This window comes from Pseudomonas sp. A214, assembly GCF_900156295.1.
Taxonomy (GTDB): domain Bacteria; phylum Pseudomonadota; class Gammaproteobacteria; order Pseudomonadales; family Pseudomonadaceae; genus Aquipseudomonas; species Aquipseudomonas rhizophila.
The window spans coordinates 4,312,483-4,330,042 of sequence record NZ_LT707062.1 but is presented as its reverse complement, the minus strand read 5'-3'; the positions used below and the strand labels follow the sequence as shown (position 1 = coordinate 4,330,042).

Annotated in this window: 15 protein-coding genes; 6 read left to right on the top strand and 9 right to left on the bottom strand. The window is 62.2% G+C overall.

The genetic code is table 11. From position 1 onward, the window contains the following. Positions 1-156 precede the first annotated feature (156 nt). The 5 genes from BW979_RS19305 to BW979_RS19285 all read right to left on the bottom strand — a co-directional run bounded on the left by BW979_RS19305 (position 157) and on the right by BW979_RS19285 (position 4,466). Complete coding sequence (locus BW979_RS19305; RefSeq protein ID WP_076385189.1) at positions 157-1,413, bottom strand: NAD(P)/FAD-dependent oxidoreductase; 1,257 nt, start codon at positions 1,411-1,413, stop codon at positions 157-159. Continuing rightward, a complete protein-coding gene (locus tag BW979_RS19300) occupies positions 1,410-1,646 on the bottom strand; it encodes a 2Fe-2S iron-sulfur cluster-binding protein (protein ID WP_076385187.1) in 237 nt (78 codons plus the stop codon). The genes BW979_RS19305 and BW979_RS19300 overlap by 4 nt, the downstream gene beginning before the upstream one ends. Continuing rightward, entirely contained in the window at positions 1,639-2,754 is a 1,116-nt protein-coding gene (locus tag BW979_RS19295; protein ID WP_047228980.1) for an NAD(P)/FAD-dependent oxidoreductase, read from the bottom strand. Before BW979_RS19295 ends, BW979_RS19300 begins: the two co-directional genes overlap by 8 nt. Then, positions 2,751-3,683, bottom strand: a complete 933-nt coding sequence (locus BW979_RS19290; RefSeq protein ID WP_047228981.1) for a 4-hydroxyproline epimerase — start codon at positions 3,681-3,683, stop codon at positions 2,751-2,753. Before BW979_RS19290 ends, BW979_RS19295 begins: the two co-directional genes overlap by 4 nt. A 111-nt stretch (positions 3,684-3,794) precedes the next feature. After that, positions 3,795-4,466 carry a GntR family transcriptional regulator gene (locus tag BW979_RS19285; protein WP_076385185.1) on the bottom strand — a complete coding sequence of 224 codons (672 nt, stop codon included), beginning with the start codon at positions 4,464-4,466 and terminating at the stop codon, positions 3,795-3,797. Between the two features lie 204 nt (positions 4,467-4,670). Between BW979_RS19285 and BW979_RS19280 the strand changes: the two genes are divergently transcribed. Next, complete coding sequence (locus tag BW979_RS19280; RefSeq protein WP_076385183.1) at positions 4,671-6,812, top strand: TonB-dependent siderophore receptor; 2,142 nt, start codon at positions 4,671-4,673, stop codon at positions 6,810-6,812. Positions 6,813-6,863: 51 nt separating this feature from the next. On the opposite strand, the gene BW979_RS19275 is transcribed toward BW979_RS19280, so the two are convergent. Both BW979_RS19275 and BW979_RS19270 read right to left on the bottom strand, forming a co-directional pair. Beyond that, positions 6,864-7,598 (bottom strand): SDR family NAD(P)-dependent oxidoreductase, encoded by a 735-nt coding sequence (locus BW979_RS19275; protein WP_047228984.1) that lies wholly within the window; start codon positions 7,596-7,598, stop codon positions 6,864-6,866. Between the two features lie 286 nt (positions 7,599-7,884). Continuing rightward, entirely contained in the window at positions 7,885-8,091 is a 207-nt protein-coding gene (locus BW979_RS19270; protein ID WP_047228985.1) for a tautomerase family protein, read from the bottom strand. 126 nt (positions 8,092-8,217) lie between these two features. Between BW979_RS19270 and BW979_RS19265 the strand changes: the two genes are divergently transcribed. After that, on the top strand, positions 8,218-9,141 hold the full coding sequence (locus BW979_RS19265) for a LysR family transcriptional regulator (RefSeq protein WP_076385181.1): 924 nt from the start codon (positions 8,218-8,220) through the stop codon (positions 9,139-9,141). Positions 9,142-9,236: 95 nt separating this feature from the next. Here BW979_RS19265 and BW979_RS19260 read toward each other — a convergent pair whose 3' ends face one another. Together BW979_RS19260 and BW979_RS19255 are read right to left on the bottom strand one after the other, a co-directional pair. Beyond that, entirely contained in the window at positions 9,237-9,671 is a 435-nt protein-coding gene (locus tag BW979_RS19260) for a nuclear transport factor 2 family protein (protein WP_047228987.1), read from the bottom strand. 143 nt (positions 9,672-9,814) lie between these two features. Continuing rightward, positions 9,815-10,711: a LysR substrate-binding domain-containing protein gene (locus BW979_RS19255; RefSeq protein ID WP_047228988.1), complete on the bottom strand. Its 897-nt coding sequence runs from the start codon at positions 10,709-10,711 to the stop codon at positions 9,815-9,817. Between the two features lie 107 nt (positions 10,712-10,818). Here BW979_RS19255 and BW979_RS19250 point away from each other — a divergent pair, with 107 nt between their 5' ends. From BW979_RS19250 to nahK, 4 genes are all read left to right on the top strand, one after another. After that, positions 10,819-12,093: a glucarate dehydratase family protein gene (locus BW979_RS19250; protein ID WP_076385179.1), complete on the top strand. Its 1,275-nt coding sequence runs from the start codon at positions 10,819-10,821 to the stop codon at positions 12,091-12,093. A 282-nt stretch (positions 12,094-12,375) separates the two neighbouring features. Further along, positions 12,376-13,560, top strand: coding sequence for a porin (locus BW979_RS19245; RefSeq protein ID WP_076385177.1), 1,185 nt, complete (start codon positions 12,376-12,378; stop codon positions 13,558-13,560). A gap of 237 nt (positions 13,561-13,797) precedes the next feature. Further along, entirely contained in the window at positions 13,798-14,961 is a 1,164-nt protein-coding gene (gene nosP, locus BW979_RS19240) for a nitric oxide-sensing protein NosP (RefSeq protein ID WP_076385175.1), read from the top strand. Continuing rightward, positions 14,891-17,533 carry a hybrid sensor histidine kinase/response regulator NahK/ErcS' gene (gene nahK, locus BW979_RS19235; RefSeq protein WP_080962912.1) on the top strand — a complete coding sequence of 881 codons (2,643 nt, stop codon included), beginning with the start codon at positions 14,891-14,893 and terminating at the stop codon, positions 17,531-17,533. The genes nosP and nahK overlap by 71 nt, the downstream gene beginning before the upstream one ends. Positions 17,534-17,560 lie beyond the last annotated feature (27 nt).

Genomic DNA, 17,560 nt, shown 5'->3' with positions numbered 1-17,560 from the left:
GCAATCGCACGCTGGTTCGCACAGTTCTTTATGAATGACCCGAAGCAACTGTGGGAGCGAGCCTGCTCGCGATAGCGGAGTGTCAGTCAACATCAATGCTGCTGAACCGGCGCTATCGCGAGCAGGCTCGCTCCCACAGGTTGGGCTTGCACGGGCTCAAGTGGGCGGGGTTTCTTCCAGGTGCAGCAAAGTCTCGATCCGCGCCGGGCTGAAGGGCGGGCGCGGCGTGGGTGAGGGCCAGCCGAACAGATGTTCCAGCGCGGCAGCGCAGACCCGCCCCTGGCAGGCCCCCATGCCGCACCGGCTCGCCAGTTTCGCGGCGCGCCAGTCCTGGTGGTCGACCAGCTCGCCATACGGCACGTCTTCGCAGCGGCACACCAGTGTGTCGTCCCGAGCGAGGGTCTTGAGTCGCGCGTCCAAGGCGAAGGCCTTGTTCAACGCCCGGGCGAAACCTTGCCAGCGTGCCCGGCGAGGCCACAAGCGTTGAGCGGCGACACTATTGCCAACGGCGCTGTGGCCGGCGATGGCGCCTTCCACCAGCGCCAGTTCGCTGCCACCGAACCCGGTGCATTCACCGGCGGCGTAATGGTCGTGGCGGGTAGTCGCTTGCCAGGCGTCAACAGCTAGCGCCTGGCCTTCAAGACCACAGCCCAAGGCCTGGCCGAGCTGAGTATTGGGAATGAGCCCGAACCCACAGGCAAGACGGTCGCAGGCCAGTTCAAGTGTCTTGCCCTGTTGTAGCAGGCGCACGCCCTCAAGCCGCTCGCGACCCAGGGCCTCCAGCACATGCGTGCCGGTGCGGTAGTGGGGATCGAAAAGGCTGAACGACTGCAAAAACTTGCCCGGCCAGCGCGGCAACTGCGCGGCGAAACCGGCGACGGCGCGATGATTGGCCTGCTCGGCGATCCGCAATACCTGCGCCCCTTGATGTTTGGCGGTGGCGGCGCTGGCCAGCAACAACGGACCGCTGCCGGCGATCACCAGCCGTTCGCCGCGCACTGGCAGGCCACTCTTGATCAATGCTTGTAAACCACCGACGGCGGTCACCCCCGGCAGCGTCCAGCCGGGGAAGGGCAGCAGCAGTTCGCGCGCGCCGGTGCACAAGATCAAGCGCTGGTAGGTGATCTGCCAGCCGCGTTCGGCATCTTCCACCAGCAAGGTTTTATCGGCGGCGCAGGCGATGACGCGGGTGCCGGCGTGGCAGCGCACATTGGCGCAGGCCTGTAATGAGTTGCGCAGACGTCGGGCCTCGGCGGGGAGGTGAGCTTGGGGGCCGTCGCGCCAGATCTGCCCGCCCGGAAATGGATTATCGTCCAGCAGCACAATGCGCATGCCGCTGCTTGCCGCGGCCAGGGCGGCAGCCATGCCGGCGGGGCCGGCGCCGATGATCAACAGGTCGGTGGTTTCGTTCATGGTCGTGTTTGCACTTGCATGCCATCGCGACACAGTGTCTGGCAGGCCAGGCGTCGATGGCCATCGATCATCACCCGGCATTCCTGGCAAATGCCCATGCCGCACAGAGGCGCGCGGCGCTGGCCGCTGACCGAAGTGCGGCCGCAACCGTCGGCTCCCAGGGCAAGGGCGGCGGCGACGCTGGTGCCGCTGACGACAGTGAGCGGGCGACCATCGAGAAACAGATCAGGCATGGGCCGGTTCTCCCAGAAAACGCTGTGGCAGGTACGGTTGCGTCGCCAGCGGCGAGGTTTCGTTGAACAGTTGCGCGGCCAACAGATCGGCCGTTGCGGGTGCCGTCGTCACGCCCAGGCCTTCGTGACCCACCGCCAGCCACAGGCCAGGGCGTTGCGGATGTTGCCCCACCAGCGGCAGGCCGTCGGGGCTGGCGGCGCGAAAACCGGTCCAGGCGCGGATGCCGTTGAGGTGTGCCAGGCCTGGCATGTAGTCGACAGCACGTTTGAGCATCTTTGCCAGCATCCAGCCTTCCACCTGCGGGTCGACGGTGCCGAACTGTCGCGAGGCACCGATGAACAGCTGCCCGGTCGGACGCGGCTGGATATTGCACGCCACCGATGGACCGCTGGCGTTGTGAGCGCTGGTGACATACCCCAGCTCCACCAGGGTGTGGGAGACGGTGGCGGGGTAACGATCGGTGATCAACAAATGGCCCTTCTTGGCTTCGATCGGCAACTCCGGGCACAGCTCGGTGGCCTGGATGCCATTGGCGAGAATCACCGCTTCTGCGTTCAACCAGCGACCATCCTCAAGACGCACTCGATGGCCATCCACTTCAACGACCTGGGCGCGTTGCTGAGCAATATTGGCCTCCTCCAGCATCCAGCGCGCGGCAGCCGGGGCGTACAGGATCCCGTCGCCCTTGATCAGCAGGCCGCCCTCCAGGCCTTCGCGCAGTTGCGGCTCACGCTGCTGCAGGGCCGCACGCCCGATCAGCTCGCAGTCTTCGCCATGAGCCAGCAGGTTCAGGTACTTGCTATGGGCAACGGCCATTTCCTCGGCATTGGCCGCCAGCCACAGGGTGCCGTTGTTGCGCCAGGCACAGGCGTCGGGCAGGGCCGGGGCCAACTGGCGCCAGCGCTGCAGGGAATATTGACTGAGGGCCAGTTCCGCCGGGTTGTCGTCCAGCACCAGCAAGTGGCCCATGCCGGCAGCCGTGGCGCCGTGCCAACCGGCATCGAGTACCAGGACCTTCAAGCCTCGCCGGGCCAACGTCCGGGCGCAGGCGGCGCCGATGATGCCGGCACCGATGATGATCACATCGGCGACGTGGCCGGCGTTCACGGGACGATGCCCCAGGCGAACGGATCATCCGGCTCAATGACCAGCGTGGTTTCGGCGCTGATGTAGGCGCGACCGCGAATGGTCGGCACGATGCGCTCGCCGTCGAACTCATAGGAGCCTTCGAATTCACTGCCAATGACACTGGCCTGGCGCCAGATCTGCCCGGGTTGCAGTTTTCCGTCAGCGGCCAGGCACGCCAGTTTGGCGCTGGTGCCGGTGCCGCATGGGGAGCGGTCATACGCCTTGCCGGGGCAGAGCACGAAGTTGCGGCTGTCGGCGTGCGGGTCATCGGCGAACAGTTCGATGTGATCGATCAGGCCCCCGTCCTCACCCCGCAGACCTTGCTGTTCCAAGGCCTGCTGCACGGCGTAGGTATAGGCGGTCAACGCGTCGAGGTTGTCGCCCGCCACGCGCTGGCCATGGTCAGCGATCAGGAAAAACCAGTTGCCGCCCCAGGCCACATCGCCCACCACCGGGCCGATACCGGGCACCTCCAGGCTCAGGGCCTTGCGGTAACGGTAGGCCGGCACATTGCGTACGCTGACCGAACGGTCCTCATGCAAGGTCGCTTGCACCGTGCCCACCGGGGTTTCGACGGTGTGCACGCCAGGGCCGATCTTGCCCAGGTGTGCCAGTGACGTCACCAGGCCGATGGTGCCGTGGCCGCACATGCCCAGGTAGCCGCTGTTGTTGAAGAAGATCACCCCGGCACAGGCGCTCGGGTCCTGCGGCTCACAGAGCAGCGCCCCCACCAGCACATCGCTGCCCCGTGGTTCCAGCACGCAGGCGGTGCGCCAGGCGTCATGCTGTGTCGCTAGACGCTGGCGGCGCTCGGCCATGCTGCCTTGGCCCAGGTCGGGAAAACCGTCGGTGACCAGACGGGTCGGTTCGCCGCCGGTATGGGAATCGATCACGGTGATGCGTTTCATGGGGGGCCACGTCCGTTCAGATGAGTGACGGCAAGCGTGGCCCGCGCTGGGGGGTGACGGCTTGATGGATTTATCTGTCACTCATGACGAAATCGGCACAGCAGCGACGCATCAATGGCTCGAAGGCAGGAACTCGAACAGCGTCTTGCAAACGCCGGCGATGTGTTCGTCCAGTAACTTCACCGCCCGCTCCACATCACCGGCGCGGCAGGCCGCAAGAATTTCCCGGTGTTCGTGGTCGGCGCGTTCCTTGCCGGCCGAAAGGCTCATCTGCATGCGCAGGTAGCGCTCCAGCTTGTCGTGCACCGAGCGGATCAAACCCACCAGAAAGGGGCGCTGCGCCGGCTCGTAGAGACAGGCATGCAATTGCCAGTTCAGTTCAGCCCAACGACCCACGTCGTCTTCACCGATGAACTCACGGCAGATGCTCTCGGCGCGGGCGAAGGTCTCTTCAGTCATGTTGGGAATCGCCAGGCGCAGCACTTTGTCTTCCAGCAGCATCCGCACCTCGAACATTTGCGCCAGCTCCGCCTCGGAAATGCGCGTGACCATCGCCCCGCGATTGCGCTGGAACATCACCAGCCCCTCGGCTTCCAGGCGCTTGAGGGCTTCGCGCACGGGAATCTTGCTGACGTTGAACTGCCGGGCGATGTCGTCCTGGCGAATGGGCTCGTCCTCGGCAAAATGCCCGGCCACGATGGCTTCGCGCAGATGACGGGTGATGATTTCCGAAGTGGAAGGGGTGTTGCCCAGATCAGGCAGATTGAACTTGGATAAGGTCACGGCGGCGGTCGTTTGGCTTGGTTGGGGATATGGTATACGACTTTGCCAGCAGTCGCGTTGTGCAGTTGGCACGTGCCAGGAAGGGGCATTTTGCTGGGTTGTGAATGGGAATTTGTGTCAAACAAGAATGAGTTGCTGTATCTTTCGCGACACATTCTTGTCGGCCTCTGGGGGCTGACGTATTTTCGTTAGGATTGTGCATCGATGCGTCGGATTCTCGTTTCACTGTGTGTGCTCCAGGCTTATTCCGTATCCACGTGGGCAGACGAGCCCATGGCCGCAACCTCCGCACCGTTGGAACTGCAAGCCACGGACATCGTGGGTCTTTCGGAGATCGAGTCCGCGCAAGGGCCCGTCAAGGGATACCACGCGACCCGTTCGGCCAGCGCGACACGTACCGACACCGCGATTCATGAAACCCCACAGTCGATTTCCGTGGTTTCGCGCGACGTGGTGGAAGACCTCAGCGCCACCCGGCTGCAAGACGCGCTCGATTACGCCGGCGGGGTCGGCAGGGCGAACAACTTCGGTGGCCAGGGCCTGACCACGTTCACGGTCCGCGGCTTTACCACGGGCGAGTTCTACCGCAACGGTTTCCCGATCAACCGCGGTTACCCGAACATGCCAGATGCCAACACCATCGAGCGCCTGGAAGTGCTGCGCGGCCCGGCGACGATGTTGTACGGTCGCGGCGATCCAGGCGGCACCTTCAACGTGGTGTCCAAGCAGCCATTGGCCGAACGCACGGTGACCCTGGGCAGCCAGGTCAGCGACCAGGGCATGCGTCGCGGGACCCTCGATGCCTCGGGCCCGCTGGACGAAGAAGGGCGCCTGGCGTATCGCCTGAACGTGATCGGCGAGGGCGGCGATACGTTCCGCGACCACGTCGAGACCGAACGCTATGGCATTGCGCCGGTGGTGACCTGGCAGGTCAACGACACCACGCGCCTGACCTTCGAAGGCGACTTCATGCGCAACAATGCGCCGCTGGACCGTGGCTTGACCCATTACGCCGGCCAGCGCGGCACCGCCTCGCGCGATACGTTCTTCGGCGAGAAAGACGCCGGCAAGTTGCACAACGACAACAACATGCTGCAGGTGCGTTTCGAGCACATGCTCAACGACGACTGGACCTTGGCCGGCGGCACCCAATGGCTGGACGGCACCCTGCAGGGCAACGCGGTGGAAGGCAACGGCATCGCCGCCGACGGGCGTACCCTGGGGCGCAATTTCAACTATCGCAAACTGGAGTGGACTGACCGGGACACCCAACTTAACCTCACCGGGCGTTTTTCCACGGGTGGGTTCGAGCACACACTGTTGACCGGCATCGAGTATGAAGATTACGACTACCAGTCCATCATCAAACGTTCCGCCGCGGGGAGCAGTGCTTATCCAATCGATATCTTCGATCCGGTGTATGGCCAGCCACGCCCGGCGCTGACACGCACGCCCACCGATGATCAGGAAAACCTCAAGACGTTTGGCGTATTCGTGCAGGATCAGGTGGCGCTGACTGAGCGCTTGAAGCTGTTGGCCGGGGCACGTTTTGAGCGGTTCGAGCATCAGTACGAGAGTTTCGTCCCTCAGACCCCGCCTGGTAGTCGGAACTGGGACGTCACCGACAGCGCGGTCACCCCGCGCCTGGGTGTGATCTACGATTTGACCGACACCTTGGCTGTCTATGCCAATACCGCGCGCTCGTTCAAACCCAACAACGGTGCCAGTCGCGAAGGCGGCGGGTTCAAGCCGGAAGAGGGCAAGTCTTATGAGATGGGGATCAAGTGGGAAGCCTTGGATCGTCAGTTGAGTGTCTATGCGGCGGTGTACCAGATCGAAAAACGTAACGTGCTCACCACTGACCCAGTGGATTCCACCTTCAGCGTGGCCGCTGGCGAAGTGCGCAGCCGTGGTTTTGACCTGAACATGGCGGGCAATTTGACGCCGGAGTGGCGCGTGATTGGTGGTTACGCGTATGTGGATGCCGAAGTGACCAAGGACATCAATATCCCGTCCGGCACCCGCTTGCTCAACGTGCCCAAAAACACCTTCAGCCTGTTGAACGTCTATGAGTTCCAGGATGGCGGCCTCAAAGGGCTGGGCCTGGGACTAGGCGCCAAGTATGTGGATGAACGGGCCGGCCAGACGGCGGCGACTGCGTTCTCCATGGACAGCTACACGGTGGTGGACCTGCTCGGCTACTACAAGGTCAACGAGCGGATCCGCCTCAACCTGGACCTGAAGAACCTGTTCGACGCCGACTACGAAGAAGGCGCTTTCGGTAACGTCTATGCCTACCCAGGCGCACCGCGAACCGTGCAGGCCGGCATCTCCTATACGCTCTGAACTCCAGGCGTCATGAAAACCCCGGAGGTTGTGCCTCCGGGGTTTTTCTTTTTACCACTTGCCCGTGCTCATCCCGCCGTCTACCGGCAGTATCGCGCCGGTCGTGAAATCAGCGCGCGCCAGGTACAACACGGCCTCGGCAATTTCCTCGATGGTGCCCACGCGACCGGACGGGGCCAGGTTGTTGAGGAAGTCGCGGTGCGCCGGGTCATGCATGGGCGTGTCGATGATGCCGGGGGCGACCGCGTTGACCTTGATGTTGTGCGGCGAAAGCTCCAGCGCCAGGGCACGGGTCATCTGGTTGACCCCGCCTTTGATCAACACCGGCAGCGCCGCCGGCACCTGGATGTTCGGTTGCAGGGCCACGGCGGCGGAGATGTTGATGATGAAACCCTGCTGACGACCGATCATGTGTGCGGCAGCCGCCTGGCTGGCGTAGACCAGACCCTTGAGGTTGGTGTCCAGCAGCGCTTCCAGGTCCTGGGGGCTGTATTCGATGAAAGGTTTTGGCAGGAAGAAGCCGGCGTTGTTCACCAGCCCGTCCACGGCCCCGAAGGTTTCGATGGCTTTGTTGATGAGACGGGTTGAAGTCGCCGGGTCAGCGATATCACCGGCCACGCCAATGAAGTTCGCCGGATGGCCGAGCTGTTGCGCCGCGCTGTCCAGGCCGGACTGGGAGCGGGCATTGCCCACCACGTTATAACCCCGATCCAGGAACGCCTGGACCAGACCCAGGCCGATGCCACTGGAGGCGCCGGTGATGATGACGGTTTTGTTGAGGCTCATGATTGAACTCCTGATCAATTGAATTGAAACCGTTGCGCCGATGTTGGCGGTGGTTGAGATCAGGGTATTGATGCGCTTGGGTTTGATAAATACGGGGGCTGGTACTTGAGTTGATACGTCATGTAATTAATTCAATGTGGGAGCGAGCCTGCTCGCGATGACGGTATTCCAGCCAACATCAATGTGACGGGTCCATCGCCATCGCGAGCAGGCTCGCTCCCACAGGGTTAATCATCAGGCACAAAAAAGCCCGGTCAGTTGGACCGGGCTCGGGAAGGTAGAACCGTCACTCTTTGGGCAAGCTTCGGTATTGCGTCGTCGTCATACCCGCGTAACCCCAGTTATCGGTGTCGACTTCCTCGATCACGATGTGGGTCAAGTGCGGGTCCTTGCCCAGCACCCGCTGCAGGGTTTCGGTGATCTCGGAAATGACCTGGGTTTTCTGCTCGCGAGTGACGCCGTCGCGGGTAATACGCACATTGACGAAAGGCATGATGCACTCCTGCTGATGGGAAATGAGCGCAGGAGGTTCCCGCGCCACGGGGGCCACTATATTTATACGCCTGCGGCTGATAAACAGGTGTCTGGAACTTTCAGTTGATACGCGGTGTAACGAATCATGAAGCGTCATTTCGAAGACTTGCAGTTGGGCAGCATAGAACTGTTCTGCCTGGCGGCGGAGGCAGGGAGTTTCACCGCGGCGGCCCAGCTTGCCGGTGTGACTCCGGCGGCGGTGAGTCGCTCGATTTTCCGTCTGGAGGAGCGCCTGGGTTCGCGTCTTTTCGTGCGCACCACACGCAGCATTCGGCTGACGGAAGCCGGCAGGACCTATTTCGAGCAATGCCGGCAAGCGCTGACGCAACTGGTGGAGGCGCAACAGGAAATGATGGGCGCGCAATCGGTGCCGTCCGGGCAACTGCGCATCAGCCTGCCCACCACCTACGGTCATCACCGCATCCTGCCCTTGCTGCCGGCCTTTCGGGCGCTGTACCCGCAAGTGACGGTGGACCTGCACCTGAGCAATCGAAACATCGATTTCGTTGCCGAAGGTTATGACCTCGCCATCCGGGTGCGAGCGCAACCCGACTCATCGATGATCGCTCGGCTGCTGGAAGACGCGAAACTGGTGGTGGTTGCGTCCCCGGATTACTTGCGCAAGGCCGGCACGCCGCAGGTCCTTGAAGACTTGGACGATCACGAGTGCATCCAGTTCGAGCTGCCCAGCAGCGGGCGGCGGATTTCCTGGTTGTTCAATGTCGACGGCAAGGAAAAGGAGGTGTTCGGCGAAGGGGGTTATTGCTGTTCGGACGATGTGCTCGGCGGCGTGACGCTGGCCAAACATGGCGCCGGCTTGTTCCAGACCTACAAATTCATCGTGGAGCAGGAGCTGGCCAACGGGCAATTGGTGGAGGTACTTGCGCCTTTCGCGGGGCGCTCACGTCCGTTCACCTTGCTGTATCCCCACGGTCGGTACGTGCCGCAGCGGGTGCGCGCCTTTGTCGATTTCCTGCTGCAGTACCGGGAGCAGTGGGCGGCGGATTGAAGTAACGGTGACCTGTGGCGAGGGGATAAATCCCCTCGCCACATTGAATCCCTGCCGCTTCAAGTTAACTAACGGCGCCCACGGAGATTTTTAGCTCAGAACCGAAACGCCTGCCGCCCAATCAGCAGCCACTTGCCATTCTTCTGCTTCTGCCAGATCTGAAAGTTCTCAATTTCCGTCGGAACCACTTCGGTGCCTTTGAGCGCTTGCGCGGAGAAGTGGTGACGCACCAGGGCCACATCGCCTGACAGGGTGATTTTCTGGTCCTTCATCTCCAGGGTCTTGAACGCGCTCTTGCCGGTTTCGATGTCGGCAATGAAGGCTTTCTTGTCCTGAATCTTCCCGCTGGAGTGCCCGTAGGTCAGGTTTTCGGCGGCCAGTGCCTGGAGTTGTGGGATGTCTTTGTGCAGCATGGCTTGGGTCAGGTGGTCGACGGCCTGGGCCACTTCCTGCTCGGCCGATGAAGAGGCAGCCGCGACGTAGCCGCTGAACAGGCACAGAAAGCTGATGACCAATGTGGCTTTTTTCATGGGTATTTCCTTATTTTTGTAGGTATCGGAGCGGATTAGCGTTTTCGGCTGATCTCGTCTGTCATCGTACAACTTGTTTGGGGTGACGGGAATAGGTCGTCAAGTTTGGTCACTGCGGAGGGCGACATCGGTAGGCTTCAGATTCAGAGACCCTCGCGAACCGCCCCGCGAATGCCCTCCAGCAACATGGCAAACGCCGGGTTGTCATTGTCCTGGCGCCATACCAGGTGCAACTCGCTTTGTACCCCTTCACCCAGATCGATTTCACGAAACACCACCTGCCTGAACACCACGCTGGTGGCACACCGGGGCACCAGTGCCAGACCCATGCCGGCGTTGACCAGCGCCAGGATCGTCAGTGAGGAACCCAGCCATTGCACGAACTGCGGTGCAACGCGGGCCGAGCGCAGCATGCCGGTGAGCAGTTCGTTGAAAGGTGGGTAGGCGGAGTGGGAGTACATCAGGAAGGGTTCACCGTCGAGATCTTCGACGCCCACCGAATCGGCACTGGCCAGCGGATGCCCGACGGGCACGGCCAGGACGAACGGTTCGCGCACCAGGCACTCGGTGGCGTAGCCGGTTTCCAGCAGTGGCGAGCGGACGATCCCCAGGTCGATGCGGCGAGCGCGCAGGGCCTCGTGTTGCTGGTAGGTGTTCATCTCCGACAGAACGATTTTTACCTGGGGTTGCTTCAAGCGGGCTTCGGCGATGACTTTGGGTAGAAACTCATACACCGCGCTGCCGACGAAGCTGATGGTGACTGAGCCGATGTCGCCCTGGGCAAACCGCTTGGCGGCCACGGCGGCTTGTTGCGCCTGCTCCAGCAGGTTCTGCGCTTCGATGAAAAACGCCCGTCCGGCGGCGGTGAGCGCCACGCTGCGAGTGCTGCGGGTGAACAGTTCGACACCCAGGTGATGTTCCAGCAACTGGATCTGCCGACTCAGCGGAGGCTGGGTCATGTTCAGACGTTCGGCGGCGCGACGGAAGTTGAGTTCGGTCGCCACCGTGGTGAAGCAGCGTAGCTGGGCCAGTTCAAACATTGATTCAATCCAGGTATCAATCAAGTGCCAAGTTAGATTAGACGGGAACAATACCCTCCGTCCATCATCGGCCCGTTCTCTACAAAAACAATGATCGGAGCCGCTGCATGAAGATCACCCGCGTCACCGTCACACCCATCGCCTTTCGCGATCCGCCGTTGCTCAACGCCAGCGGCATTCATGAGCCCTACGCGTTGCGTTCGATCATCGAGATCGAGAGCGACAACGGTTACATCGGCCTGGGAGAGAGTTACGGCGATGCGCCGGCCCTGGCGATCCAGCAGCAACTGCAAAGCCAGTTGATCGGGCTGGACCCGTTCAACCTCAACCAGTTGCGGGCCATCGTCCAGGCCACCGTGGCCGCCCACCGGCCCGCCAGCGTTGCCGGTGCGGAGCTGGCGCCGGGTTCCCATGCGAGCAAGGCGGTGAGCAATGCTTACTCAGCGTTTGAGGTGGCCTGCCTGGACCTGCAAGCCCATTACCTGAACGTGCCGCTGGTGGATCTGCTGGGCGGGGCGATTCGGGATGAGATCCCGTTCAGCGCCTATCTGTTTTTCAAGTACGCCGAGCACGTCGGTTCGCCGTATCCGCCGGACAGCTGGGGCGAGGCGCTCAACGAACAGCAGATCGTCGCCCAGGCCCGGCGCATGATCCAGGACTACGGCTTCAAGAGTATCAAGCTCAAGGCTGGCACCCTGGAGCCGGAACACGAGGTTTCCTGCATCAAGGCGTTGAAACAGGCGTTTCCCGGCTACCCGCTGCGCATCGATCCCAATGGTAACTGGTCGCTGGAAACTTCCATTCGCATGGCCGAGCTGCTGGGCGATGACCTGCAATATTACGAAGACCCCACACCAGGGCTCGAAGGCATGGCCGAACTGCACAGGCGCACGGGCCTGCCGCTGGCGACCAATATGGTGGTCACCGATTTCGACGAGTTCCGTCGCAGCGTGGCGCTCAACAGTGTGCAGATCGTCTTGGCCGACCATCATTACTGGGGCGGGCTGCGAGACACCCAGGCGCTGGCGAAAATGTGCGACACCTTTGGCCTGGGCGTGTCGATGCATTCGAACTCCCACTTGGGCATCAGCCTGATGGCCATGGCCCACGTCGCGGCTTCGGTGCCGAACCTGGATTACGCCTGTGACACCCATTACCCGTGGCAGGAACCGGATGAAGAGGTGATCAAGGGCGGCAAGCTGCCGATTGTCGATGGTTGCGTGAAAATCACCCGTGCGCCGGGGCTTGGACTGGAGCTGGACCGCGATCAACTGGGCAAGCTGCATGAGCAGTTCCTCAGTTGCGGCATCCGCCAGCGCGACGATGTGCGGCAGATGCAGCGCTACAAGCCGGACTGGAAAACCGTCAAACCGAGGTTCTGAGTCAAGGATCCTGTGGGAGCGAGCCTGCTCGCGATGGCGTTGGGTCAGCAGCATTTAGGGTGGCTGACACACCGCCATCGCGAGCAGGCTCGCTCCCACCTTAGTTTCAGGGTTAGGCCCTAAGTATTGCCCCTCCGTCACATCGCAGTCTTACACCCAAACTGCCGCGCCGGGCCGGCGCCTCCAAAGCATCCGCCAATTGCCTCCAAGGCAGCGTATGACGCGGCCTGTCGCCTTTCGATAATCGCCTCCGACATCCCGTCTCATGTTGCGGAGCGCGCCATGCACAACAATAAAAATACTCGCCACCGTTTTTTGCCTGCGGTCATCGCCGGCCTTTCGAGCCTTGGCCTGACGTCGTGGGCCCAGGCTGAAATCATGCTGTACGACAAGGACCAGACCACCTTTTCCACCGACGGCTATATCAACGCCTTTTACGTCAACAGCGATGTTGACCGGGCAGGGGAGCAGTTCGACCGTCGGCAGGCGCGGGTCAAGATGGGCTTCTTGCCCAACTACCTGGGTTTCAACATGGGCAAGCAGGTCGATGACCTCAAGCTTGGCGCCCGTGCCTCGTTCTGGGTGACCATCAACGACAGCGAAACCAACGGCACCGACACCGCCATCGACGTGCGGCAGTTCTACGGCACCGTCGCCAATCCGCAGTGGGGTGAAGTGCTGGTCGGCAAGGACTTCGGTCTGTTCGCCCGTTCCAACATTCTGCTGGACGAGTTACTGGCCGGTTACGGGCAGGTCAGCGACACCCTCGGGTTGGTGGACGGCGGCGGGGTGTCGTTCGGCAACATCGGCAGCGGCTACCCGTATCCGTTCCCGACTTCGCAGATCACTTACCGCACGCCGGTGATGGATGGGCTGCGGGTGGCGGTGGGCATCATGGACCCGGTGGACACCAACGACAGCAGTGCCACCGGCAAGGCCTACCAGGAAAATCCGCGTACTGAAAGTGAGGTGACCTACCAGTTCGACCTGGGTGGGGCGAAGATCTACAGCTGGCTCAACGGCAGCTACCAGACCTCGGACAACACCGACACCACGGTCGATTCAGTGACCTCCAAAGGCCTGGGCTATGGCGTACAGGCGAAGATGGGCGGCCTGTCGCTCACCGGTTCCGGGTTCCAGGCCAAGGGTATCAACCCGTTCTTCACCAACAACGCCGGCGAAGCGACGTTGCGCAATGTCGACAGTACCGGCTACCTGTTGCAGGGCTCCTACAAACTGGGCAAGAACCGCCTGGCGCTGTCCTACGGCAAGACCGAGGACGACGGCAATGGCGTGGTGGGCAGCGGCGCCGACTATGAAACCCGTGGCATAGCGCTGTTCCATGACGTCAACGACAACCTCAAGCTCGTGGCCGAATACAACCAGTTCGAAATCAACGGCCATGACACCAGCGCCCAGAACGAAGACACCGACACCTTTGCGGTGGGGGCGGTGTTGACCTGGTAAAGAGGATCCATCGGGGCAATGCCCAACCCTGTGGTGAGGGGATAAATCCCCTCACCACAGGAGCATTCCAGCCGAAGCCCGGGGTTTTTTGTGGTGGTCCCTGCCGTGCGCATCGCGGCAGGGGCCGCCACTGTTCTCCTCCCATGGAAGCGTCTACCCGCTACCCAAGTAGCATTCGTGAGTCGGGCGCCGCTTCGTACACTCAAGGTTCCTGTCACGCACCCGTCGGAGGCGAAGATGCTAAAGGCCCAGAGCGAAGGTGTGATAAGCGCCATGTCCCAGGCAACGAACGTCCAGCAGGTTGCCCAGGAGCTGGCGCGGCAGTTGTTGCACCCGCACTTGGGTTTCGTGCTGTTTTTCTGCTCCGCCGAATACGACTTGCCGGCTCTTGGCCAGGCGCTCTCCCAGAGCTTCGGCGGGATTCGCCTGGTGGGCTGCACCAGCGCCGGAGAAATCACCAGTCAAGGCTATGGCCGCAACTGCGTCACAGCGGTGGGTTTCGATCATCGGCATTTTTCCATTGCCGCCGAGCTGATCGGGGAAATGGAGCACTTCAGCTTGATCGACGCCCAGCAAATGGTCGAACGACTGGCCAGCGGTTGCCGCAGCAATGCGCTGGCGCCGATCAAGGGCGACAGCTTTGCCCTGACCTTGCTCGATGGGTTGTCCAGTCGCGAGGAGATGGTGCTGGCGGCGTTGAGCGCGGCGCTGGGGGACATTCCGCATTTCGGCGGTTCGGCCGGCGACGACAACTACCTGACTCACACCCACGTGTACTACGAAGGTCAGTTCCACAGCGGCGCGGCCGTGGTGGTGCTGATCAACACCTGGCTGGATTTCGAGGTGTTCACCACCCATCACATCCTGCCTCGGGAGGAGAAGTTGGTCGTGACCGGGGCCGACAGCACCTCACGGCGTGTCTACGAGCTCAATGCCGAACCCGCCGCCGAGGAATATGCCCGGCACATCGGCGTGCCGGTGAATGCGCTGAACTACCGGGTCTTCGCCGCCCATCCGCTGGCGGTGCGCATCAACGACCAGTATTACGTGCGGGCGATCCAGCAGGTGCACCCAGACCTGAGCCTGAGTTTTTACTGCGCGGTGGAGAACGGCATCGTGCTCACGGCGATGACCCCGGGCCCTTTGCTGCACAACCTGCAAGAGCTGTTCAGCGGCTTGCAGGGGCGTCTGGGTGACTTGCTGCTGACCATCGGCTGTGACTGTTTTCTCAGGCGCATGGAACTGGAAGATCGCGGTGGCCTGGAGCAGATCGGCCAGTTCCTGCGCGACCATCGCGTGATGGGCTTCAACACCTACGGAGAGCAGTTCAATGGCATGCACATCAACCAGACCTTCACCGGAGTTGCCATTGCCCGCCATCGCGTCCCCGGCCATCGCTGACCTGCAGGCGCAGATCGCCAGCCTGCAGCACGAAAACCGCAAACTGCGGCGGATCAACGACGCACTGATCGAACGGGTGGAGTCCGGCGTGACCCGGGGCAACGACCCGTATGCGGCGTTCCAGCATTCAGTGGTGCTGGCCGAGCAGGTTCGCGAGCGCACCGACGCCCTGAACCAGGCCATGGCCGAGCTCAAGGCCGGCAATCACCTGCTGGGCGAAGCGCGGCTGCGCGCGGAAACCGCCCACCGGCACCTGATCGATGCCATTGAGAGCATTTCCGATGCATTTGTGCTGTTCGACGAACAACAGCGCATCGTCCTGTTCAACAGCCGCTTCAAGGCATTCTGGGCCCACAGCCGCGTGCGTATCATCGCCGGGATGCGCATTTCCGAGGTCAAGCGACTGATGACCGCCAACGGGTTGTTCAGCGAAGAACCGCGTGGCCAGGCCGACGAGCATGTGCTTTACCGCTTGCAGAACGGGCGCTGGCTGCAAGTCAGCGAACGACCAACCCAGGAAGGCGGTCGAGTGATTCTGTTTACCGACATCACCGACGTCAAACTCAGTGAAACCGTGCGTCGCGAACAGGCCATCGCGCAGAAATCGCACTTGTTGCAACGGGCCGTGGACAACCTTTCCCAGGGCGTGGCCATGGTCAATGCCCAGGGTGTGCTGGAGTTGTGGAACCGTCGCTTCCTGGAACTCAGCGGTCTGGCGCCAGTGGCGGCCCATCGGCCGTTTTCCGAGGTGATCGCCGACAGTGAACTGCAACTGCTGACCCCGGCCAGTCGCGACAGCAATGGCCGGCTCATCCACGAAAGCGAGCAGCGCCTGTCGGATGGCCGGGTCCTGGAGATTCGCACCCATCCGCTACCCACCGGCGGCTACGTCAACACCTTCACCGACATCACCGAGCGCTACCAGCACGCCGAGGCCCTGAGTGAAAGCGAACGCTGGATCCGCCTGATCACCGACCATGTGCCGGCGCTGATCGCCTACCTCAATGCCGACTTGGTCTACGAATTTACCAACAAAGTCTACGAGCAATGGTATTGCTGGCCCCGTGGCGTGATGCTCGGCCAGAGCCTGCGCGAGGCCCACAGCGAACAGCATTACCAGCGCCTGGAGGCCTACGTGGCCCGGGCCTTGGCCGGTGAGAGTGTGACGTTCGAGTTTGCCGAGACCAATATCAACAACCAGGAACGCTATATGCTGCGTTCCTACGTGCCCAATCGGCTGGCCAATGGTGAAGTGGTGGGGATCTTCGTGCTGATCCGCGACATCACCGAGCGGCGTCGCACCGCCGAGGCGCTGCACCAGGCCTATCAGAACCTGGAACAGCGCGTCCAGGAACGCACCGCCGAACTGACCACCCTCAATGACCAGCTATTGCGCGAAATCGACGAGCGCAGCCGGGTGGAGCTGCGCTTGCGCGAGGCCAAGCGCGAGGCCGAGCAGGCCAACCTGTCGAAAACCAAATTCCTTGCGGCGGTCAGCCATGACCTGTTGCAACCGCTCAACGCCGCGCGGCTGTTCACCAGCGCTTTGCTCGAGCGCCGTGAGCCGGTGGCGAATGCGCAACTGGTGCGCAACGTCAGCCACTCGCTGCAGGACGTGGAAAACCTGTTGGGCACGCTGGTGGACATTTCCAAGCTCGATGCCGGGGTGATCAAGGCCGATATCGCGCCGTTCGCCCTCAGCGAGTTGCTCGACAACCTGGCCGCCGAATACGTCCAGGTGGCGCGCAGTGAGGGGCTGGAACTGCACTTTGTGCCGTGTTCGGCCCTGGTGCGCAGCGACATGCAGTTGCTGGCGCGGATCCTGCGCAATCTGCTGAGCAATGCCATTCGCTATACCCCCAGCGGGCGGGTGGTGCTGGGCTGTCGCCGGCACCGTCAGCGCTTGTCCATCCAGGTCTGGGACAGTGGCATCGGCATTGCCGAAAACCGTCTTGAAGAGATCTTCCAGGAGTTCAAGCGCGGCGATGTGCAGCGCCCGGATCAGGATCGAGGGTTGGGCCTGGGACTGGCGATCGTCGAGAAAATCGCCGGGATCCTTGGGCACCGGATCCAGGTGCGTTCATGGCCGGGCAAGGGCTCGGTGTTCTCCATCGACGTGCCCCTGAGCGCCACCGCGCCCAAGCCGTTGCCGAGCCTGGAGATGAGCGAGCCGATGCTTGAGCGCTTGCGCGGGGCCCGGGTCTGGGTGCTGGATAACGACGCGGCCATCTGCGCCGGCATGCGTACGCTGCTCGAAGGTTGGGGTTGTCGGGTGGTGACCGCGCTGTCGGAGCAGGACCTGGCGCGCCAGGTGGACAACTACCATGCCGAGGCCGACCTGCTGATTGCCGACTATCACCTGGACAACGAGCAGAACGGCGTCGACGCCGTGGCCCGGATCAACGCCCGCCGGGCCTCGGCGATCCCGGCCATGATGATCACCGCCAACTACAGCAACGAACTCAAGCAGCAGATCCGCGAACGCGGCCACACCCTGATGCACAAGCCGGTGCGGCCGATGAAACTGAAGATTGCGATGAGTCATTTGTTGAGTGGGCCCAAGAGTCATTGAGCCGAACGCTGTTGTGGCGAGGGGATT

Coding starts and splice junctions, on each gene's coding strand:
- BW979_RS19305 (WP_076385189.1), bottom strand. CDS start 1,413: ATGAACGAAACCACCGACCTGTTGATCATCGGCGCCGGCCCCGCCGGC.
- BW979_RS19300 (WP_076385187.1), bottom strand. CDS start 1,646: ATGCCTGATCTGTTTCTCGATGGTCGCCCGCTCACTGTCGTCAGCGGC.
- BW979_RS19290 (WP_047228981.1), bottom strand. CDS start 3,683: ATGAAACGCATCACCGTGATCGATTCCCATACCGGCGGCGAACCGACC.
- BW979_RS19280 (WP_076385183.1), top strand. CDS start 4,671: ATGCGTCGGATTCTCGTTTCACTGTGTGTGCTCCAGGCTTATTCCGTA.
- BW979_RS19275 (WP_047228984.1), bottom strand. CDS start 7,598: ATGAGCCTCAACAAAACCGTCATCATCACCGGCGCCTCCAGTGGCATC.
- BW979_RS19270 (WP_047228985.1), bottom strand. CDS start 8,091: ATGCCTTTCGTCAATGTGCGTATTACCCGCGACGGCGTCACTCGCGAG.
- BW979_RS19265 (WP_076385181.1), top strand. CDS start 8,218: ATGAAGCGTCATTTCGAAGACTTGCAGTTGGGCAGCATAGAACTGTTC.
- BW979_RS19260 (WP_047228987.1), bottom strand. CDS start 9,671: ATGAAAAAAGCCACATTGGTCATCAGCTTTCTGTGCCTGTTCAGCGGC.
- BW979_RS19255 (WP_047228988.1), bottom strand. CDS start 10,711: ATGTTTGAACTGGCCCAGCTACGCTGCTTCACCACGGTGGCGACCGAA.
- BW979_RS19250 (WP_076385179.1), top strand. CDS start 10,819: ATGAAGATCACCCGCGTCACCGTCACACCCATCGCCTTTCGCGATCCG.
- BW979_RS19245 (WP_076385177.1), top strand. CDS start 12,376: ATGCACAACAATAAAAATACTCGCCACCGTTTTTTGCCTGCGGTCATC.
- nosP (WP_076385175.1), top strand. CDS start 13,798: ATGCTAAAGGCCCAGAGCGAAGGTGTGATAAGCGCCATGTCCCAGGCA.
- nahK (WP_080962912.1), top strand. CDS start 14,891: ATGGCATGCACATCAACCAGACCTTCACCGGAGTTGCCATTGCCCGCC.